The following is a 17,634-nucleotide window of genomic DNA, read 5'->3' on the forward strand; positions in this document are numbered from 1 at the left end:
AGCTGACCGACCGATGACCACGAACACCGAGCACGCCCAGCGGCTCACCCAGCGCATCGAGGCAGCCGTCGCCGCCCCGGCCACCGACGACGCCTTCGACGTCGAGGCCGCCTTCGCCGAGGTGCTGGCAGGCATCGGCATGAGCCCGGAGGACACCGGGGGCAAGGTCACCTTCCTCGGCGCCGACCCGGTCGTACCGAGCACCCTGCGGCTGGGCGGGGCCGCCGCCATCGCGCTCGCGGCCAAGTCCGCTGCGGTCGCCAAGCTGTGGCGGCTGCGCGGCGGCGACGGGCAGGACATCACCGTGGACCTGCGGAGCGCGCCGCACCGGCTGTGCCCGTTCTACGACCGCCGCTGGGAGCTGCTGAACGGCTACCCGCCGGCCTCCTCCACCAACGTCAACCAGGCGCTCGGCTTCTCCTTCTACCCGACCGCCGACGGCCGCTGGGTGATGCCGCTCAATCCCTACCCCGGCATCAAGAACGCCGCCATGAAGCTGCTCGGGACGCCGGACGACCCCGCCGCCGTGGCCGCGGCGATCGCCGGCTGGAACGCCGATGACCTGGAGAAGGCCGCTGTCGAGGCCGGCGTCGTGCTGCCCGTGCTGCGCTCCCCGCTGGAGATGCTGGACGAGCCCCAGTACCGCGACCACCTCGCGCACATGCCGCTGGTCCAGATCGAGAAGATCGGCGACAGCCCGGCCGAACCCCTGCCCACCGAGGGCGACCAGCCCCTCTCGGGCATCCGGGCCCTGGGCATGGGCCATGTGATCGCCGGCGCGGGAGCGGGCCGGTCGCTGGCCCTGCACGGCGCCGACGTACTGAACATCTGGCGCCCCAACGAGCACGAGCACGACACCACCTACACCACGGCCAACATCGGCGTCCGCTCCACCACCCTCGATCCGCGCTCCGCCGAGGGCGCGGCCCGCATTCGCGCACTGCTGACCGGCACCGATGTCTTCTACGCCAACCGCCGCCCCGGCTACCTCGACAGCATCGGGCTGAGCCCGGAGCAGGCCGCCGAGGCGCGCCCCGGCATCATCCACGCGACGGCCACCCTCAACGGCCCCACCGGGCCGTGGGCCGACCGGGTCGGCTTCGACCAGACCGCCGGCAGCCTGGTCGGCATGATGAACCTCGAAGGCGACGGCGAGCGGCCCGGCCTGCCGCCGATCCTCGTGGTCAACGACTACATCGTCTCCTGGCTGATGGCAGCCGGCGTCAGCGAGGCGCTGGCCCGCCGGGCGCGCGAGGGCGGCAGCTACCGCGTGCACGTCTCACTGACCCGTGCCGCGCTGTGGATCCTCAGCCTCGGCGTCTTCGACAAGGCGTACGCGGCCGGGATCGCCGGTACCGGCGTGGAGCACGCCTACCTCGACCCCGAGACCTTCACGGACGAGACCCCGCTCGGTACGTACCAGGGCGTCACCGACCAGGTACGGATGTCCGGCACCCCCGGCCGCTACCCGTTCACCCTCGTCCCCCGCGGCTCTTCGCGGCCGGAGTGGCTGGGGGCCTGAGCTACGGCCGGGGTTGAGGGTCGCTGCCGGCGCCGTACGGGGCACCGGGTGGGCAACGTCCTTGGCAAGAACCGGCCCCAGCCGGAACGCACCGTGCTTCGCTCGCCTCCTCAACGATGAGCGGGACCGGGCCGCCCGCCGAGCTGACGGGCGGCCCGCCCCGGACGTTGCGAGGTGTGGGGTGGAGTGATGGGCGCATGGATCTGACCAGCGGCTCGCTCGAATACACGGTGGTGGTGGCCGCCGTGCTCTGTGTGGTGCTCACGGTGTGGGGCTGGCCCCGGCTGGCCGGGCGCGGGCTGCTGCCCGTGCTGGGCCGGCTCGCGTCCATCGCCGTCACCCAGCTCGCGCTCGTCTGCGCGCTGGCCCTGGCCGTCAACTCGGCCTTCGAGTTCTACGGTTCGTGGAACGAACTGCTCGGACGCAACGAGCAGGCACCGGTGTCCGTCACCCACCAGACCGGCCCGGACGGCAACCGGGAGACGGTCGCCGGGGCGCGGCGCGGGCTGGTGCAGGCGGCCGGGCCCCAGGGGCTGGACCGGGTGGACGGACTGCCCGCGGGCCCGCCGGACAAGGCCGGCAAGGTGGAATCCGTACGGATCATGGGGCGCCGTACCAGGGTGGTGAATCCGGCCTTCGTCTATCTGCCGCCGCAGTACTTCCAGCGCCAGTTCCGCCGCCAGCGCTTCCCCGTGATCGTCGCGATCAGCGGCTATCCGGGCGGCATCACCAACCTCGCGCGGTACCTCCGCGTGCCGCAGACCGCCGGGCGGCTGATCGCCCGGCACGCGATGCAGCCGACCGTCGTGGTGATGATCCGGCCGACCATCGCACCGCCGCGGGACACCGAGTGCGTGGACGTGCCCGGCGGGCCGCAGGCCGAGACGTTCTTCACCAAGGACCTGCCGGACGCACTGAAGTCGGTCTACCGCGTCGGCCACGACCCCAGCGCCTGGGGAGCACTCGGGTACTCCTCCGGCGGCACCTGTGCCCTCCAACTCGCCCTGCGCAATCCCGGTGTCTACACCTCGGCCGTCGCGATGTCCGCCGACTACCGGGTCACGGACGACCTGACCACCGGCAGCCTCTTCGGCTCCGGGCCGCGGGCCGCACAGCGCCGGCGCGAGCACGACCTGCTCTGGCGGCTGAAGCATCTCCCGACGCCGCGGGTCTCCGTGCTGGTGGCCAGCAGCCGGCAGGGCGAGCCGGATTACGCCGACACGATGCGCTTCGTGCGCGCGGCGAGGCCGCCGATGACCGTCGACTCGATCATCCTGCCCCGGGGCAGCCACCACTTCACGACCTGGCGACGGGAGATCACGCCCGCGATGGAGTGGATGGGCTCCATGCTGACCTTCCCGCAGGACGTGGCGCCCCGGCCGCGGCGGAGCGCGCGGACCTCGCCGTGACCCCTTGACAACAGCATTGGTCTGAACCATTTTTAGCGCAGACACGGTGGCCGCCGTCTCGTACGTGCCCTTGGGTTCCCCTCTTCCGCACCGGAGACAGCCATGCCCCGTACCGCAGATGTCAGACCCGGCCGGCACAGACGCCGGCTCACGGCCCTCCTCGCCACCGCCGCGGCCTTCGTGTGCGCGGCGAGCGGCGCCCCGTCGGTCGCCGCCCCGCAGGCCGACGTCAACGTCGCCAAGAACCCCGGCTACGAGTCCGGCCTGTCCAACTGGACCTGCGCGAACGGCAGTGGCACGACCGTCACGAGCCCCGTGCACAGCGGTACGGGCGCTCTGAAGGCCACCCCGGCCGGCTCCGACCACGCCCAGTGCTCGCAGACCGTCGCGGTCAAGCCCGGCTCGACGTACCGACTCAGCGCGTACGTCCAGGGCTCGTACGTGTACCTCGGCGCGTCCGGCACCGGGACCACCGACGTCTCCACCTGGACCCCCGGCGGCTCGGGCTGGCAGCAGCTCAGCACCAGTTTCACCACCGGGCCCGCCACCACCTCCGTGACCGTCTACACGCACGGCTGGTACGGGCAGCCCGCCTACTTCGCCGACGACCTCAGCGTGTTCGGGCCCGACGGCGGAGGCGGCACCGATCCCATACCGGGCGTGCCGGCGGCCCCGACCGGTCTCGCCGTCGGCTCCGTGACGCCGTCCTCCGTCGCCCTCTCCTGGAACGCGGCCAAGGACGCCACCGGATACACCGTCTACCGCGACGGCGCCAAGGCGCAGTCCGTCAGCGGTACTTCCGCGACCGTGACCGGCCTGAGCCCGTCCACCGCCTACCGCTTCCAGGTCGCGGCGACCAACGCGGCCGGCGAGTCCGCCAGGTCGGCCGAGGTCACCGGCACCACGGCCGCCGACGGCGGGCCCGGCGGCAATCCGGCGGTGCCCAAGCACGCGGTCACGGGCTACTGGCAGAACTTCAACAACGGCGCGACCGTCCAGAAGATCAGCGACGTGCCGGGCCAGTACGACATCATCGCGGTCTCCTTCGCCGACGCCACGAGCACGCCCGGCGCGGTCGCCTTCCACCTCGACACCGCGGGCCTGAACGGCTACACCGTCGACCAGTTCAAGGCCGACATCAAGGCCAAGCAGGCGGCCGGCAAGTCGGTGGTCATCTCGATAGGCGGCGAGAAGGGCACGATCTCCGTCAGGGACGCGGCCGCGGCGGCGAACTTCGCCAACAGCGTGTACGCGCTGATGCAGGAGTACGGCTTCAACGGCGTCGACATCGACCTGGAGAACGGCCTCGACCCCACCTACATGACGCAGGCGCTGCGCTCGCTGTCGCAGAAGGCGGGCGGCAAGCTGGTCCTCACGATGGCCCCGCAGACCATCGACATGCAGTCGACGTCGGGCGGGTATTTCAAGACGGCGCTGAACGTCAAGGACATCCTGACCGTCGTCAACATGCAGTACTACAACAGCGGTTCGATGCTCGGCTGCGACGGCAAGGTCTACTCCCAGGGGACGGTGGACTTCCTGACCGCGCTGGCCTGCATCCAGCTCGAAGGCGGTCTCGACCCCTCCCAGGTCGGGATCGGCGTGCCCGCCTCCACACGCGGCGCGGGCAGCGGGTATGTCGCACCGAGCGTGGTCAACGCCGCCCTGGACTGCCTCACAAAGGGCACCGGCTGCGGCACCTTCAAGCCCGCGAAGACCTACCCCGGGCTGCGCGGCGCGATGACCTGGTCGACGAACTGGGACGCCACCGCGGGCAACGCCTGGTCCAACGCAGTCGGCCCGCACGTCCACGCGCTGCCGTAGCGACGGCCCGCACGGCGGTGTTCACCTGGCCGTGATCCAGAGATCACCTGCTGTTCGCCCGGGCGACACGCACCTCGTACGAAAGATCGGCGAGCATTCATGTCCAGTTCGTTGTGTCGAGGTGAGTGTGGCGCCGTGTGGGTGCCGTGCGGGTGCCGTGAGGGGAACAAGAGTGCAAAGCCAACGTCGGGTCCGTATGAGGCGTACGAGCCGATGGAGCACTCTGCTCACCGCGACCTGCGCGGGCGCCGCGCTGCTCGCCGGGTGCGGGGCGCAGGCCACCGGCCCGGCGGACGGCAGCCGCCGGTCCGCGGAGCCGGTGCCCGCCGGGATCGACTGTGCCGGTCAGGGCAGGGCGCGCGGCTCCGGCTCGACGGCGCAGCAGAGCGCCATGGAGCACTGGATCGACGCGTACCAACGGGCCTGCCCGGGCGCGCGGATCGCCTACAACCCACTGGGGTCGGGCGCCGGTGTCGCGCAGTTCCAGCGGGGGGCGACCGCGTTCGGCGCCACCGACGGGGTGCTGAGCAAGCAGGAGATCGAGTGGTCGCGAGAGGTCTGCCGGGGCGGCCGGGCCATCCATCTGCCGATGGCCGGCGGCCCCGTCGCCATCGGTTTCCAGCTGCCGGGCGTGGACCATCTGGTACTGGACGCGCCGACCCTGGCGAAGATCTTCGACTCCCGCATCACCACCTGGGACGCACCGGCCATCCGGAAGCTGAACCCCGGCACGAAGCTGCCGTCCCTGCCCATCCGGCCGATGCACCGCTCGGACGACTCGGGCACGACCCAGAACTTCCAGGAGTACCTGGCCGGTGCCGCGCCCGAGGACTGGCCGCACTCGGCCGGGAAGGCGTGGCAGGGCAAGGGCGGCGGCGCCGCCACCGGGTCCTCCCGCGTCGCGGCGGAGGTGGCCTCCTCGCCCGGGACCATCGGCTACTTCGAGCTGTCCTTCGCCGTCTCCCACAAGATCACTACGGTCAGCATCGACACCGGTGCCGGCGAGCCGGTGGCGCCCACGACGGAGACCGCCTCGGCCGGCATCGGCGCCGCCGAGATCGTGGGTGAGGGCAAGGACAAGACGCTCGCGTTCGACTACGCCGCGCCGAAGCCCGGTGCGTACCCGATCGTCCTGATGACGTACGAGCTCGTCTGCGACAAGGGAAATCAGGCCGCTTCCCTGCCGGTCCTCAAGTCGTTCCTGACCTACACCGCGGGCCCCGAGGGTCAGAAGCGGCTCCCGGCACTGCACTACGCACCGCTCCCCGACCCCGTCGCGACGGAGGTCCGCCGGGCGGTCCGCTCGCTGAACTGACCAGGGGCGGCCCCGGCGGGACCGCCCCTGGCAGTACGGGCAATGGATCAGAAGCCGCAGTACACGCTGGAGCCGTAGTCGCTCAGCAGGTCGTCGCGGACCCAGCCGTAGGTGCCCGTGCTGTCGTTTCTGAGGTACGTCCAGGTGTAGTCGCCGGCCACCGTGTAGCAGTGGTAGTCGAGCCGGTGGCCGGAGTAGGCGATGCCGTTGCTCGCACAGCCGGTGCTGGAGCCGCTGCGCTCGTTGGCACCGCTCGCCGTGGCGTTCCAGGCGCCTCCGTCCTTGTCGGCGGCGGTCTTGCCGCAGGACGCTGCGGCCACCGCCGGAGTGGAGAGGGTGAACGGGAGGCACACGGCCACCGCCGCGATGGCGGGCAGAACGGCTGCGAGTCGACGCTTCATAAGATCCCCCACATGCGATTTTTTGTTGGCACCGCCCCTGCTTGCCGAGTGGCTTGAGGCAAGAGCAGTGACCACTGCATCGCCTGGGATGCACGTGGCGTTAGTACGATCCTGTTCTGAACATGGCGAAGAAAGCATTCCGCCCCGGAGTGACCGATTTCGGGTGCCCGAGAGGCCGAAAAGGCGCTACGGGCGCACAAATTGGCACATGACGTGAGGAGAGGCGCGTTGAGCGCTCGCATACTGGTCGCCGAGGACGACGTGAAACAGGCCCGCCTGATCCGGCTCTACCTGGAGCGGGAGGGGAACGAGGTCCAGGTCGTCGGCGACGGCCGCTCGGCCGTGGACCGGGCACGGTCCGCCCGGCCCGACCTCATCGTGCTCGACGTGATGATGCCGAACGTCGACGGACTCGATGTGTGCCGCATCCTGCGCGCCGAGTCCCAGGTGCCGATCCTGCTGCTCACCGCGCGCACCACGGAGGAGGACATGCTCCTGGGGCTGGACCTCGGGGCCGACGACTACCTGACCAAGCCGTACAGCCCGCGGGAACTGACCGCCCGGGTCCGGGCGTTGTTACGGCGGGCGAAGGCGGCGGGGCGTACGGAGCCCACCGTCCTCACGGTCGGGGACCTGGAGATCGACACCGCGCGCTTCGAGGTGCGGGTGGCCGGCGAGCCGGTGGTGCTGACCGGCAAGGAGTTCGCCATTCTGACCGTCCTCGCGGGCGAGCCCGGCCGGGCGTTCACGCGGGCCCAGATCATCGACCGGGTCTTCGGATTCGATCAGAACGTCCTGGAGCGCACGGTCGACGCGCATGTGATGAACCTGCGACGGAAGCTGGAGAAGGCGGGCGGCCCCGACGGCCCGCGGTATGTGGAGACGGTGTACGGACGGGGTTACCGGCTGGCCGCGGGTCAGGGTGAGGAGCGGTGAGCTTCCGGGTGCGGGCGCTCGCCCTGCTGATGCTCGTCGCGATGGCCGCCACGGCGGCGACCGCCTGGCTGACGTGGCGTCAGGCGACGCGGCAGGCCGCCGATTCCGTCACCGCCGGGCGGCAGGTGGTGTCCCGCATCACCGGCGAGCTGTACGCCTACGGTTTCGCGCACGGCACCTGGGAAGGCATCTCGCCCACGGTGAGCCGGCTGGCGAAGGACACCGGCCAGCGCGTCTGGGTCGCCACGGAGGCCGACGAGCTGCTCGCCGACTCCGACGCCCTCACCGGCCGCGAGCCGCGCGCGGTGAGCCGGCAGCCCCCGGTCCTGGTCGACCCGCGCCCCACGCTGCGGCTGCCGACGGACCAGGTACCGCTGGCCTCGGTCAAGCGCACGGTCACGGCGATCGGCGAATACCGGGCGGCCGCGGCGTATGCGGCGTGCCTGACCCGGGCCGGGGCCACGGTCACGGCCCGGCCGAACAGCATCGGCGTGCCCCGCGTGAGTACGAACGGCAGGGCGCCCGCGCAGTGCGAGGAGCCGGCGGCGGCGTCCGACCCGAAGGCGGCCCAGGACCACGCGGCGGTCCAGAAGTGCGAGGGCGAGCGGCGGTTCGCCACCTGCCTGCAGCGCGCCTTCGACGAGCGGATCGGTACGGCCGCGCCGCCTCGGCTGCAGGTCCGCATCGGGGTGCGCGACGAATCCCCGCCCACCCTGGCCGCCGCGCCGACCGTGGCCGTCGCCGTCGGGGTCGCCCTCGCGGCCATCCTCGGCGCGCTGCTGCTGAGCCGGGCCGTACTGCGCCCGATCCGCGCCCTGACCGTGGCCGCCCGGGGTCTGGGGGACGGCGAGCTGGGCCGGCGGGTGCCGGTCTCCGGGCGGGACGAGATCGCCGAACTGGGCCGTGCCTTCAACCGGATGGCCGATTCCCTCCAGGCCGGCGAGGAACGCCAGCGCCGCCTCACCGGTGACATCGCGCACGAACTGCGCACTCCCCTGGCCAACTTGCGCGGCTACCTCGAAGCATTGCAGGACGGGGTCGTGGAGCCCACGCCCGAACTCCTCGCGTCCCTCCACGAAGAGGCGATGCTGCAACAGCGGATCGTGGACGACCTGCAGGTCCTGGCGCTGGCCGAGGCCGGGGCGCTCACCTACCACCGCGCCGACGTCGACCTGCGCGACCTGCTGGAGACCTGCCGCACCGCCCACCGGGCCCAGGCCGAGAGCGCGGGTGTCGCGCTGGAACTGGCGGCGCCGCAGCGGGCGTACGCGGTCGCCGACGCCGACCGGCTGCGCCAGGTCATCGGCAATCTGATCGGCAACGCGATACGGGCGACGCCGCCCGGCGGCACGGTCACGCTGGCGCTGGCCTCCCGCGCCGACCACGCGGTCCTCCAGGTCCGCGACACCGGCACGGGCATACCGGCCGAGGACCTGCCGCACCTCTTCGACCGCTTCTGGCGCGCGGACGCGGCCCGGGGCCGCGCCACCGGCGGCAGCGGCCTGGGCCTGTCCATCGCCCGGCAGATCGTGAGCGATCACCAGGGGACGATCGGGGTGGAGAGCACGGTGGCGGTGGGGACGGTGTTCACGGTGGCGCTGCCCGCGGGGCCGGGTCCCACCGGGTGACGCCTCAGCCGGCGAGCGCCTCGGTCGGGGAGAGCCGTCCGGCCCGTACCGCCGGGTAGAGGCCCGCTGTCGCGCCGATCAGCAGCGTGACGGCGATGCCGGCGCCGGCGGCCCACACCGGTACCTCGGTCGGCCAGTCCCGCACGTATGCGTACGCGGCAGTGATCGCCGTACCGAGTATTGTCCCGCCGAGGCCGCCCAGTGCGGACAGCAGCAGCGACTCGGCGACGAACTGGCCCCGGATCTGGCCGCTGGTGGCGCCCAGCGCGCGGCGCAGGCCGATTTCCGGGCGGCGTTCGAGCACCGAGATGACCATGGTGTTGCCCACCCCGACGCCGCCCACCAGCAGCGCGACCCCGCCGAGGCCGAGCAGCAGCCCGGTCAGCGCGGACTCGGTGGCCTCCCGGGCGGCCAGCGCGTCCGAGGGCCGGGAGACCAGCACCTCGTTCGGCTTCGCCGGGTTGGCGGTGGCCGCGAGCACGTCCCGTACCGCCGTCACCCGCTCGTTCCGGGCGCGTACGTAAATGGTCGACGGGTGGCCGTCGAAGCGCAGATACGTCCGCGCCGCCTGCCGGCCGACCAGCGCCGAACTGTCGATCTCCGGGGCGAGCGGCGCCGGTTCCAACACGCCGACCAGCGAGAACCACTTGCCGCCCAGCCACAGGCGCATGCCCGGGGTGTACGCGTCCAGCCGCCGGGCCGCCTCCGCGCCGAGTACCACCGCCGGGTACTCCTCGGTCGCCGAAGCGAGCCACCGGCCGGTACGGATCTTGCCGCCGATCGCCGGCAGCAGCCGCGGCTCGGCCGCCGCCACCTGGACGCTGCTGGTCCGCCCCACGGGTATGTGCGCGTTGCGGTAGACCGCGGCGCCGTCGATCACACCGACCGACGCCACCTGCTGCACCGGACCGATCCGCCGGATCATGGGCACCGCCTCCTCGGGAAGGCGGGTCTTCCGGCCGTCGGGGGTCTGACCGGGGGCGACGCGCAGCATGTTGGTACCCAACGCGTCGAGCCTGCGGTCGACCTCGGCCCGGCTGGAGCTGGAGATGCCGACGACGGCGACCATCGCGGCGACCCCGATCGCGATCCCCAGCGCGGACAGGAACACCCGCAGCGGGCGGGTGCGCAGCCCGGTCCCGCCGAGCCGGACGATGTCGGCGGGGCTCAGCCGGGCGGGACGCAGCGAGGTGGTGCGCTCGCGGCTTCGTTGGGGCTTCCGGTGGCTCAACGCTCCTCCCCGGAGCCGGAGTTGGTACGGCCGGGGGCGGCGGGGCCGTACCCGGTTCCGCCGCTGTCGGCGACGATCCGGCCGTCGCGCATCTCCACCCTCCGGTCGAAGACCGTGGCCATTTCGCGGTCGTGGGTGATGACCACCACCGTGGTGCCGGCCGTGTGCAGATCGCGCAGCAGCTCCAGTACCGCGGCGCCGGAGGCCGAGTCGAGGTTGCCGGTGGGCTCGTCGGCGAGCAGCAGGGCCGGCTCGCCGATGACGGCACGGGCGACCGCTGCCCGCTGCCGCTCGCCGCCGGATAGCTGGTGCGGCAGGTGGTCGATCCGGTGGTCGAGGCCCACCCGGGTCAGCGCGACCGCCGCCCTGCGCCGGCGTTCCCGCAGCGGCACGCCCGCGTACAGCAGCCCGTCGGCGACGGTGTCCAGTACCGGTACCCCCACGGCCAGGTGGAACTGCTGGAAGACGAAGCCGATGCGCTGCGCGCGCAGTGCGGAGACCTCGCGGTCGGACAGCTCGGCGATCGGGTGGCCGTCGACGGCGACCCGGCCGCTGGACGGGCGGTCCAGGGTGCCCATCAGGTGGAGCAGGGTCGACTTCCCGGACCCGGAGTGGCCGACGACGCAGACCAGTTCGCCGTACGCGATGGCCAGGTCGACCCGGTCGACCGCGGTGACGTGGCCGGGGTAGGTCTTCGTCACGCCATCGAACTCGACGACGTGTGCGCCCGGCGTGGACTCCGATGGCGGGTGGGCATGCTGGGTGTCGGTCGCTGAGGTCACTTCGGGATTCTCACTTTCATGCCCTCGTGGACCTGGGGCCCGCTCACCTCGACCCGGCCGTTGGCGAACAGCCCGGTCTTTACCGGTACGAACCGGTCGGCCCCGCCACCGCCACTCCCTTCGGCCAACTCCACACCGTGGCCGCCCTCGGCCAGGGCGACGAGGGCGGCGACCGGAACGGTCAGCACGCCCTTGCGCTGCTCGACCACATAACGAACGGTGACCGGGCCGCTCTCCATCCTGCCCAGCGCGTCCTGGTCGTCGAAGGTGATCACCACGGACACCGTGGCCGCCTTCGACCCCGCGTCGCCACCGCCGTCCTCGCCGCCCCCGCCGTCGGCGCCCCCCTCACCCCCGGCGCCGGAGGCGGACGCGTCCTTGCCCACGCTCGCGACCTTGCCCTGCACGGAACGCCCGTCCGGGAGCTCCACGGTGACCTCGCTGCCCCGTCGCGCCCAGTCCGTGTCGGCGGCGGGCGCGGCCACGGTGACCATACGGGAGGTACGGGTGTAGCTCACCGGGCTGCCGGCGGCCTCGGCCCCGACGCGCACGCTGGTGCCCGCGATCCGTACCGGCCCTGACGCGTAGACGATGTCACCGGCGCCGACCTTGCCGGTCTGCGGCAGGCCGAGGTCTTTCTGCCAGCGCTTGACCGCGTCGGCGGTCAGTGTGGTGTACGTGTCGTCCACGGTGAAGCCCGAGTAGCCGAGGGCCTGGAGGTTGGTCTCGAACTGCTTGACGTCCATGCCGCGCAGGGGCGTCGGCTGAGCGGACGGGGCGGGCTGCTGACTCGGCGGGGTGCCCCCGTCGATGTCATCGGCTCCGTCGGTGCCCTTGATCCCACCGATGCCCTTGGTCCCACCGATCCCCTTGGCTTCATCGGTGTCCTCGCTCCCCGCACCGCTCCCTGCGGTACCCGCTTCCGGCGGCTCCACCATGCCCAGATCGCGGTACATGGGCAGGCTGCCGTACAGCAGCACCACCGGACGGTCGTCGACGCGCAGCACGGTCCCGCCGCGCCGGATCGTCCGGTCCGTCTCGGGCAGCCAGGTCACCGTCCCCTTCGCCTTGACCGGGAACGGGACCTCGGGTCCGTGGCCGAGCCGGCCGTCGATCTCGGTCTGGTCGGTCAGCGTGCCACGGGTGACCCGTACCGCCTGGCTGCTCCTGCTCTGCCCCGATTGATCGGCGTCCGCGCCGCCTCCGCCCAGCCCGAGGGCGCCGACCGTACTGACCCCGGCGACCAGGAGAATCCCGGTCCCCACGAGTACGGGGCCGCGCCTGCGCCGCCCGGCTCTCCGGCCGTCGGCGCGGCTCTCCGATTCCCGTCCCGTGTCCATGATTTCCCGCCCCCGCCCCGTTCCTGTCAGCCCTTGGGCGTGGGCGCGTTGTCCGGGATGCCGATGATCGAGGCGCACTTGCGCGCGGCCCGCTTCGCACCCGCCGACGTCGAATCCCACTGGACGTCCCGGAAGTGGCCGTCCTCACCGGTGTCGGGGAAGTCGGCAGCGCCGTGCTCCTGCATGCACTTCGCGTACTCCCGGTTCTTCCCGATCTCCTCCTTGGAGAGCTCGGGCTGCTGCTCCTGCTGGACGCTGTCGGGGACGGGCAGGCTGAGGTCCGCGCACTTCTCCTGCGCTTGCAGGGCCTTCTGGTCGCGCTTCCACTTGGCGTTGTCGCCGAAGTCGACCCGGCCCTTGGCGTCCGGGTCCGGCACGTCGAGTCCCGCGTCACGCAGGCACTTGACCCACTTGCGCTGCCCCTCGACGTACTCGGCCAGCTCACTGGCGCCGCTCTTGGACGCACTGGCGCCGGTCTTGCCGTTCCCGGCGGACGCGATGTCGTCCCCGCCGTCGTCGCTCCCGCAGCCGGTCACCGTCAGCGCCACCACCGACACCGCCCCGACCAGCAGCCGTCCCCCGAACCACCGACGCGAACCCATCCCCGCACTCCTCATCCCTCGGCCACCGCCCGGCCCACCGAGGCCGGACGCGCCGAATGTAGAGCCGCACCGATGAAGAACCTATGAAGAAGCCATCAAGAACTTCTCCGCACGGATCGAGGAGGGGTCCGCACGGACCGAGGAGAAGGGAGGTAGGCCGGTTCTCGGACGCCGGGTCAGCAGCCGGTCCGGGTCGGGGTGAACCGCATCCGGTCGTGTTCGTCCTTGCCGAGCGCGGTGGTGTAGGTGGCGTGCGTAACGCGGTACCAGACGTCGTCCTTGCCGCGCCGGCCGTTGACGTCGTCGAGCTTCACGCACCACCGCTCCGGCCGGACGACCCGCCGGTACGTCTCCGTGCCCTGCCGGACCTTCCGGCACTTGTCGTACCGCTCGGTGGTGTACCACGTCTTCTTCGTGCGGCCGCTGCGCTTGGTGTGCTTGACCCGCTTCGTGGCGAGCGTGCACTTCTTCACCTTGTGCGGCCGGGTGGCCTTGACCGTCTTCTTGGTGACGTGGCGGACGCCGGCCCGGAGCCCGGTGACGCCGTCCGAGTGCGGCCGCGCGTCCTGGGCGCTCTTGCCCGTACCGTGACTGCCGCCGTCGCTCCCCCGGTGGCCGTCCGCTCCGGCTCCGCAGGCGCCGAGCGCCGCCACGAGAAGTGCCGTCAGCCCGGCCTGTATCAGTCGCTGCTTGGTGCGCATGTCTCCCCCTGCGGTCCTGCGGTCTGCGGTCGCTCCGGCAGCGGTCAGCGTAGCTGATCTTCACCATGCGCATGGCGAACCGCGGTGAACACTCTTGAACTATGCTGAAGAGATGTCCTCCGGCGAAGAGCTCGATCACGCGGCCGTCGAACTGCGCAACAGCCTGATGCGCATGGCGCGCCGCCTACGGGCGCAGCGCCCGCCCGGTGAGCTGACGCTCGGCACGATGGCCGTACTGGGGCGGCTGGAGCGCGACGGGCCGGCGACCGCGAGCGAGCTGGCCGCGGCGGAGCGCGTCACCCCGCAGTCGATGGCGCGCCCGGTGACCCGGCTCGTGGATCTGGGCCTGGTCGACCGCCGCCCGGACCCGGCCGACGGACGACAGACGCTGCTGCACGCCACGGACAGCGGCCGGGAGTTGATCCGGGTCGATCGCGCGCGCAAGGACGTCTGGCTGGCCCGCGCAATGGCGGCCCACCTCAACGACGTGGAGCGCGATCTGCTGCTGCTCACCACCCGGCTGCTGGACCGGCTGGCCGCCGCCCCCGAGGACGGGGAGCCGGGGCCCTCGGGCTGAGGGTGCGGTCCTCCCCCGTACTCCTCTCCCGCGCCACCAGAATGGACCGCCCCCGTGTCCCCCTCCCCCTCCTCCCCTGATTCCGCTCGCGCTTCCGGCGCCGAAATACCCAGCAAGGCTGAAGACCAGGGCGGCGCCGTCCCGACCGAGAAACGGCCCCAGCTGCCGCAGCGCATGGTCGGCCCCATCGCCTTCGGCACGATCCTGCAGCCGCTGAACTCCTCGATGATCGCGGTCGCCCTGGTCGGCATCCAGGCGCACTTCGGAGCCGGACCCGCGACCGCCTGGCTGGTCTCCGGCCTCTACCTCGCCACCGCCGTGGCCGCCCCGGCCGCCGGCCGGCTGGCCGACACGCTCGGCCCGCGCAAGGTGTCGCTCGCGGGGCTGGCCCTGGTCGCCCTGGCCTCGCTCGCCGCCCCCTTCGCCCCCTCCGTCGGCGTACTGGTCGCCTGCCGCGTCGTCATCGGCATCGGCACCGCCGCGCAGTACCCCTGCGGGCTCGCCATGGTCCGCCGCGCCGCCGACCGGATGCGGGCCGACTCGCACAACGCGCTGGCGGCGCTCACGGTCTGCTCGCAGGTCATGGTCGCGCTCGGCCCGACCCTGGGCGGCGTGCTGGTCGGCGGCTTCGGCTGGTCCGGCATCTTCTGGGCCAACGTGCCGCTGACGGTGATCGGCGCGGCCGCCATCCTGCTGTGGGCCCCCGCCGACCCCGTACGCAAGAACAGTGCGCTGCGCCGGACCGTCGTGGAGCTGGACCTCCCCGGGATGCTGCTGTTCGTGGCGGCCATGGGCCTGCTCATGTACTGGCTGCTGTCGCTCGCGGAGACGCCGTACTGGTGGGCGCTGGGCGGAGCGGTGGCCGCCGGGCTGTGCACGGTGTGGCGCTCGCTCCGGGCCCCGGTGCCGTTCCTGGACCTGCGGCTGCTCTCGAACCGCGCACTGTCCTTCACGTACGTACGGACCATCGCCACGTACACCGCGTACTACGGCATCTTCTACGGGCTGCCGCAGTGGCTGGAGGAGTCCCGGGACCTGGGCGCCTCCGGGGCCGGGCTGGTGATGCTGCCGCTGGCTCTGATGGGCATCGTCTCCACGCTCACCGCCACCCGGGTGCAGAAGACCCGCGGGCCCGGCCCGCTGCTCCTGATCGGTTCGGTGGTGCTCGCGGCGGGCGGGCTGCTGCTGACGCTGCCCAACCACTCCTCCCCCGTATGGCTGCTGGTCCTGCTGTGCCTGGTGCTCGGCATCCCGAACGGCTACAACTCGATGGCCAACCAGAACGCCGTCTACCAGGCCGCGCCGGCCGCCCAGGCGGGCGCGGCGGGCGGGCTGTACCGCACCGCGCAGTACGTCGGCGCCAACCTCGCCTCCGCGATGCTCGCCCTGCTCATCGGCAGCCACTCCACCGACGGCGGCCTCCACCGCACCGGTCTCGCCATCGCCGCGATCAGCGGCTGTCTCGCGCTCGCCGCAGTGGGCGGGCTGCGCCGCGGGCGGCCAGGGCTCAGGCCAGCGCGAGGCGCATGATCGTCAGGTCCAGCCACCGGCCGTACTTGATGCCGACCTCGCGCACGGTGCCGACGTCCTGGAAGCCGAACCGTTCGTGCAGGCGGATCGAGGCGGCGTTGCCCGACTCGATGTCGGCGATCATGACGTGGTAGCCGGCCGCCCGCGCGGAGGTGATGAGGGTGGCCAGGAGCGCGGAGCCGACGCCCAGTCCGTGCCGGTCGGTACGGACGTAGACGGAGTTCTCCGCCGAGTGCCGGAAGCCCTCCAGCTTCCGCCAGGGTTCGTAGACCGCGAAGCCGACGACCTCGCCCGCGTGCTCGGCCACGAACGCCGCGCCCTTGTCCAGGAACGCGGCGAGCCAGGCGGCGCCCTCGGCGGGCGTCTGGAGCGTCTCCGTCCACAATGCGGTCGAGTTCTCGATCGCATCGTTGCGAATGGCGAGAATGGCGTCCAGGTCACCGGACCGCGCCGGACGCACCGCCGCCGCTTCCGCCACTGCGACCGCCGCTCCCTGCTCCTTCTCATATATTGGATGCATGTCCCATATAATAGATCCTCTGGTGACCCGGATCGGGGCACGGGTACGTGCCGAACGGGAACGGCGCCGGTGGACCTTGGCGCAGCTGGCCGATGCCTCCGGCGTCTCACGCGCCATGGTCCATCGGATCGAGCGCGGCGAGAGCAGCCCGACCGCCGTCGTCCTCGGCAAGCTGTCCGGCGCCTTCCGCATCAGCGTCTCGTCGCTGCTCGCGATGGCGGAGGACGCCACGGACGGCACGGACGGCGGGAACGCCACGGGCGGTGGGGACAGCAAGCACGGCGGCGCCGTGGACGCGGCGGAGTGGCGCGACCCGGCCACCGGGTACCGCCGCCGCCAGCTCTCCTCTCCGCGGTTCCCCGCGGAGCTCGCCGAGATCCGGCTGCCCGCCGGCGCGCACGTACCGTATCCGGCCGCGGCGTTCGCCTTCGTACAGCAGATCGTCTGGGTACTGGACGGCCGGCTCACCTTCCACGAGGGCGACGAGACCCACGAACTCGCGGCGGGCGACACGATCGAGCTCGGCACCCCGGCCCCGCGCGCCTTCGCCAACCGCACCGAGCAGGAATGCCGCTATGCCGTCATCCTCGTCCGCTCCGAGGCGCCCTGACCACCATGACCGTCGCAACCGTGATCGCCATGGCTGCGTCCTCCCTGCTATGACGATGCCTCCTGCCACCGAGCTGACGATGGCCGAGGAACTGCTGCTCCTGGGCCTGAACCCCGACCGCTCCAGGTTCCGCGTCCGGTCCCCTTATCTCCGTTACGGCCTGGCCGCCGCGGTACTGGCCGAGCTGGAGGAGTACGGCAGCGTGGCCGAGGAACGGGGCAGAATCGTCGTCCCGCGTCCGCTGCGCACCGGACAGCCCTTGCTCGATCCGTTCCTCGACGGCCTCGCCGCCGCCTCCCGCGGCTCCGCCGGCAAGGGCAAGGGCGAGCACCTGCAGAGGTGGCTCCGCCGCAACGGAGAGCGGGCGGAGCGGCTCGCCGCGGATGCCCTCGTCGCCCGCGACGCGATCCGGCTGGAGGAGCGGCGCGCCCTCGGCCTCTTCCCGTACCGGCGCTACCACGTGCGCGATCATGGGATGCACGGCCAGGTGCTCGCCGCCTTCCACGGCGCGCTGAAGCGCGGCGTTCCCGACCGCCGCTCCCGCGTCCTCGTCGGCCTCGCTCTGGCGACGGATGTGGCCGCCCGTCTCGGCGTTCCCTGGCGGGTGCGCCGCGAACTCAAACCGCTCGTCCGCGAACAGTGGTTCGCGCGGGCGGTGCACAAGCAGGTCCACTCGGACAAGGCCGCAAGCAACGGGGGCGGTTGA

The 17,634-nt window shown here is 72.2% G+C and carries 17 protein-coding genes; 10 read left to right on the top strand and 7 right to left on the bottom strand.

The features are described from left to right. Positions 1–13: 13 nt before the first annotated feature. The 4 genes from ABT381_RS04225 to pstS all read left to right on the top strand — a co-directional run bounded on the left by ABT381_RS04225 (position 14) and on the right by pstS (position 6,070). Entirely contained in the window at positions 14–1,522 is a 1,509-nt protein-coding gene (locus tag ABT381_RS04225) for a CoA transferase (RefSeq protein ID WP_351587408.1), read from the top strand. Positions 1,523–1,719: 197 nt separating this feature from the next. After that, positions 1,720–2,931, top strand: coding sequence for an alpha/beta hydrolase (locus ABT381_RS04230; RefSeq protein WP_351587410.1), 1,212 nt, complete (start codon positions 1,720–1,722; stop codon positions 2,929–2,931). A gap of 102 nt (positions 2,932–3,033) precedes the next feature. Next, a complete protein-coding gene (locus ABT381_RS04235) occupies positions 3,034–4,755 on the top strand; it encodes a chitinase (protein WP_351587412.1) in 1,722 nt (573 codons plus the stop codon). A 196-nt stretch (positions 4,756–4,951) separates the two neighbouring features. After that, positions 4,952–6,070 carry a phosphate ABC transporter substrate-binding protein PstS gene (gene pstS, locus ABT381_RS04240; protein WP_351587414.1) on the top strand — a complete coding sequence of 373 codons (1,119 nt, stop codon included), beginning with the start codon at positions 4,952–4,954 and terminating at the stop codon, positions 6,068–6,070. Between the two features lie 47 nt (positions 6,071–6,117). Here the strand turns inward: pstS and ABT381_RS04245 are convergent, their stop codons facing one another. After that, a complete protein-coding gene (locus ABT381_RS04245; protein WP_351587416.1) occupies positions 6,118–6,471 on the bottom strand; it encodes an SH3 domain-containing protein in 354 nt (117 codons plus the stop codon). A 228-nt stretch (positions 6,472–6,699) separates the two neighbouring features. Between ABT381_RS04245 and ABT381_RS04250 the strand changes: the two genes are divergently transcribed. Together ABT381_RS04250 and ABT381_RS04255 are read left to right on the top strand one after the other, a co-directional pair. Further along, entirely contained in the window at positions 6,700–7,407 is a 708-nt protein-coding gene (locus tag ABT381_RS04250) for a response regulator transcription factor (RefSeq protein WP_351587418.1), read from the top strand. Beyond that, positions 7,404–9,035, top strand: coding sequence for a sensor histidine kinase (locus ABT381_RS04255; RefSeq protein ID WP_351587420.1), 1,632 nt, complete (start codon positions 7,404–7,406; stop codon positions 9,033–9,035). The genes ABT381_RS04250 and ABT381_RS04255 overlap by 4 nt, the downstream gene beginning before the upstream one ends. 4 nt (positions 9,036–9,039) lie before the next feature. Here ABT381_RS04255 and ABT381_RS04260 read toward each other — a convergent pair whose 3' ends face one another. The 5 genes from ABT381_RS04260 to ABT381_RS04280 all read right to left on the bottom strand — a co-directional run bounded on the left by ABT381_RS04260 (position 9,040) and on the right by ABT381_RS04280 (position 13,691). Next, a complete protein-coding gene (locus tag ABT381_RS04260; RefSeq protein WP_351587422.1) occupies positions 9,040–10,266 on the bottom strand; it encodes an ABC transporter permease in 1,227 nt (408 codons plus the stop codon). After that, the gene (locus ABT381_RS04265; RefSeq protein ID WP_467754760.1) at positions 10,263–11,048 is read right to left on the bottom strand and encodes an ABC transporter ATP-binding protein; all 786 of its coding nucleotides are present in this window, start codon (positions 11,046–11,048) and stop codon (positions 10,263–10,265) included. The genes ABT381_RS04260 and ABT381_RS04265 overlap by 4 nt, the downstream gene beginning before the upstream one ends. After that, positions 11,045–12,388, bottom strand: coding sequence for a peptidoglycan-binding protein (locus tag ABT381_RS04270; RefSeq protein WP_351587424.1), 1,344 nt, complete (start codon positions 12,386–12,388; stop codon positions 11,045–11,047). Before ABT381_RS04270 ends, ABT381_RS04265 begins: the two co-directional genes overlap by 4 nt. A gap of 26 nt (positions 12,389–12,414) precedes the next feature. Further along, complete coding sequence (locus ABT381_RS04275) at positions 12,415–12,990, bottom strand: hypothetical protein (RefSeq protein ID WP_351587426.1); 576 nt, start codon at positions 12,988–12,990, stop codon at positions 12,415–12,417. 176 nt (positions 12,991–13,166) lie between these two features. Further along, positions 13,167–13,691: a hypothetical protein gene (locus tag ABT381_RS04280; RefSeq protein ID WP_351587428.1), complete on the bottom strand. Its 525-nt coding sequence runs from the start codon at positions 13,689–13,691 to the stop codon at positions 13,167–13,169. A gap of 112 nt (positions 13,692–13,803) precedes the next feature. On the opposite strand from ABT381_RS04280, the gene ABT381_RS04285 reads away from it, so the two are divergent. Then, positions 13,804–14,268 (top strand): MarR family winged helix-turn-helix transcriptional regulator, encoded by a 465-nt coding sequence (locus ABT381_RS04285; RefSeq protein WP_351587429.1) that lies wholly within the window; start codon positions 13,804–13,806, stop codon positions 14,266–14,268. Between the two features lie 54 nt (positions 14,269–14,322). Further along, positions 14,323–15,798 (top strand): MFS transporter, encoded by a 1,476-nt coding sequence (locus tag ABT381_RS04290; RefSeq protein ID WP_351587431.1) that lies wholly within the window; start codon positions 14,323–14,325, stop codon positions 15,796–15,798. Here the strand turns inward: ABT381_RS04290 and ABT381_RS04295 are convergent. Beyond that, positions 15,776–16,318 (bottom strand): GNAT family N-acetyltransferase, encoded by a 543-nt coding sequence (locus ABT381_RS04295; RefSeq protein WP_351587433.1) that lies wholly within the window; start codon positions 16,316–16,318, stop codon positions 15,776–15,778. The genes ABT381_RS04290 and ABT381_RS04295 overlap by 23 nt on opposite strands. On the opposite strand from ABT381_RS04295, the gene ABT381_RS04300 reads away from it, so the two are divergent. After that, positions 16,317–16,928, top strand: coding sequence for a helix-turn-helix domain-containing protein (locus ABT381_RS04300; RefSeq protein WP_351587435.1), 612 nt, complete (start codon positions 16,317–16,319; stop codon positions 16,926–16,928). The two genes, ABT381_RS04295 and ABT381_RS04300, sit on opposite strands and share 2 nt — an antisense overlap. A 49-nt stretch (positions 16,929–16,977) precedes the next feature. Next, entirely contained in the window at positions 16,978–17,634 is a 657-nt protein-coding gene (locus tag ABT381_RS04305) for a GOLPH3/VPS74 family protein (protein WP_351587437.1), read from the top strand.

The sequence above is a fragment of the Streptomyces sp. NPDC000151 genome (assembly GCF_040301705.1).
GTDB lineage: Bacteria > Actinomycetota > Actinomycetes > Streptomycetales > Streptomycetaceae > Streptomyces.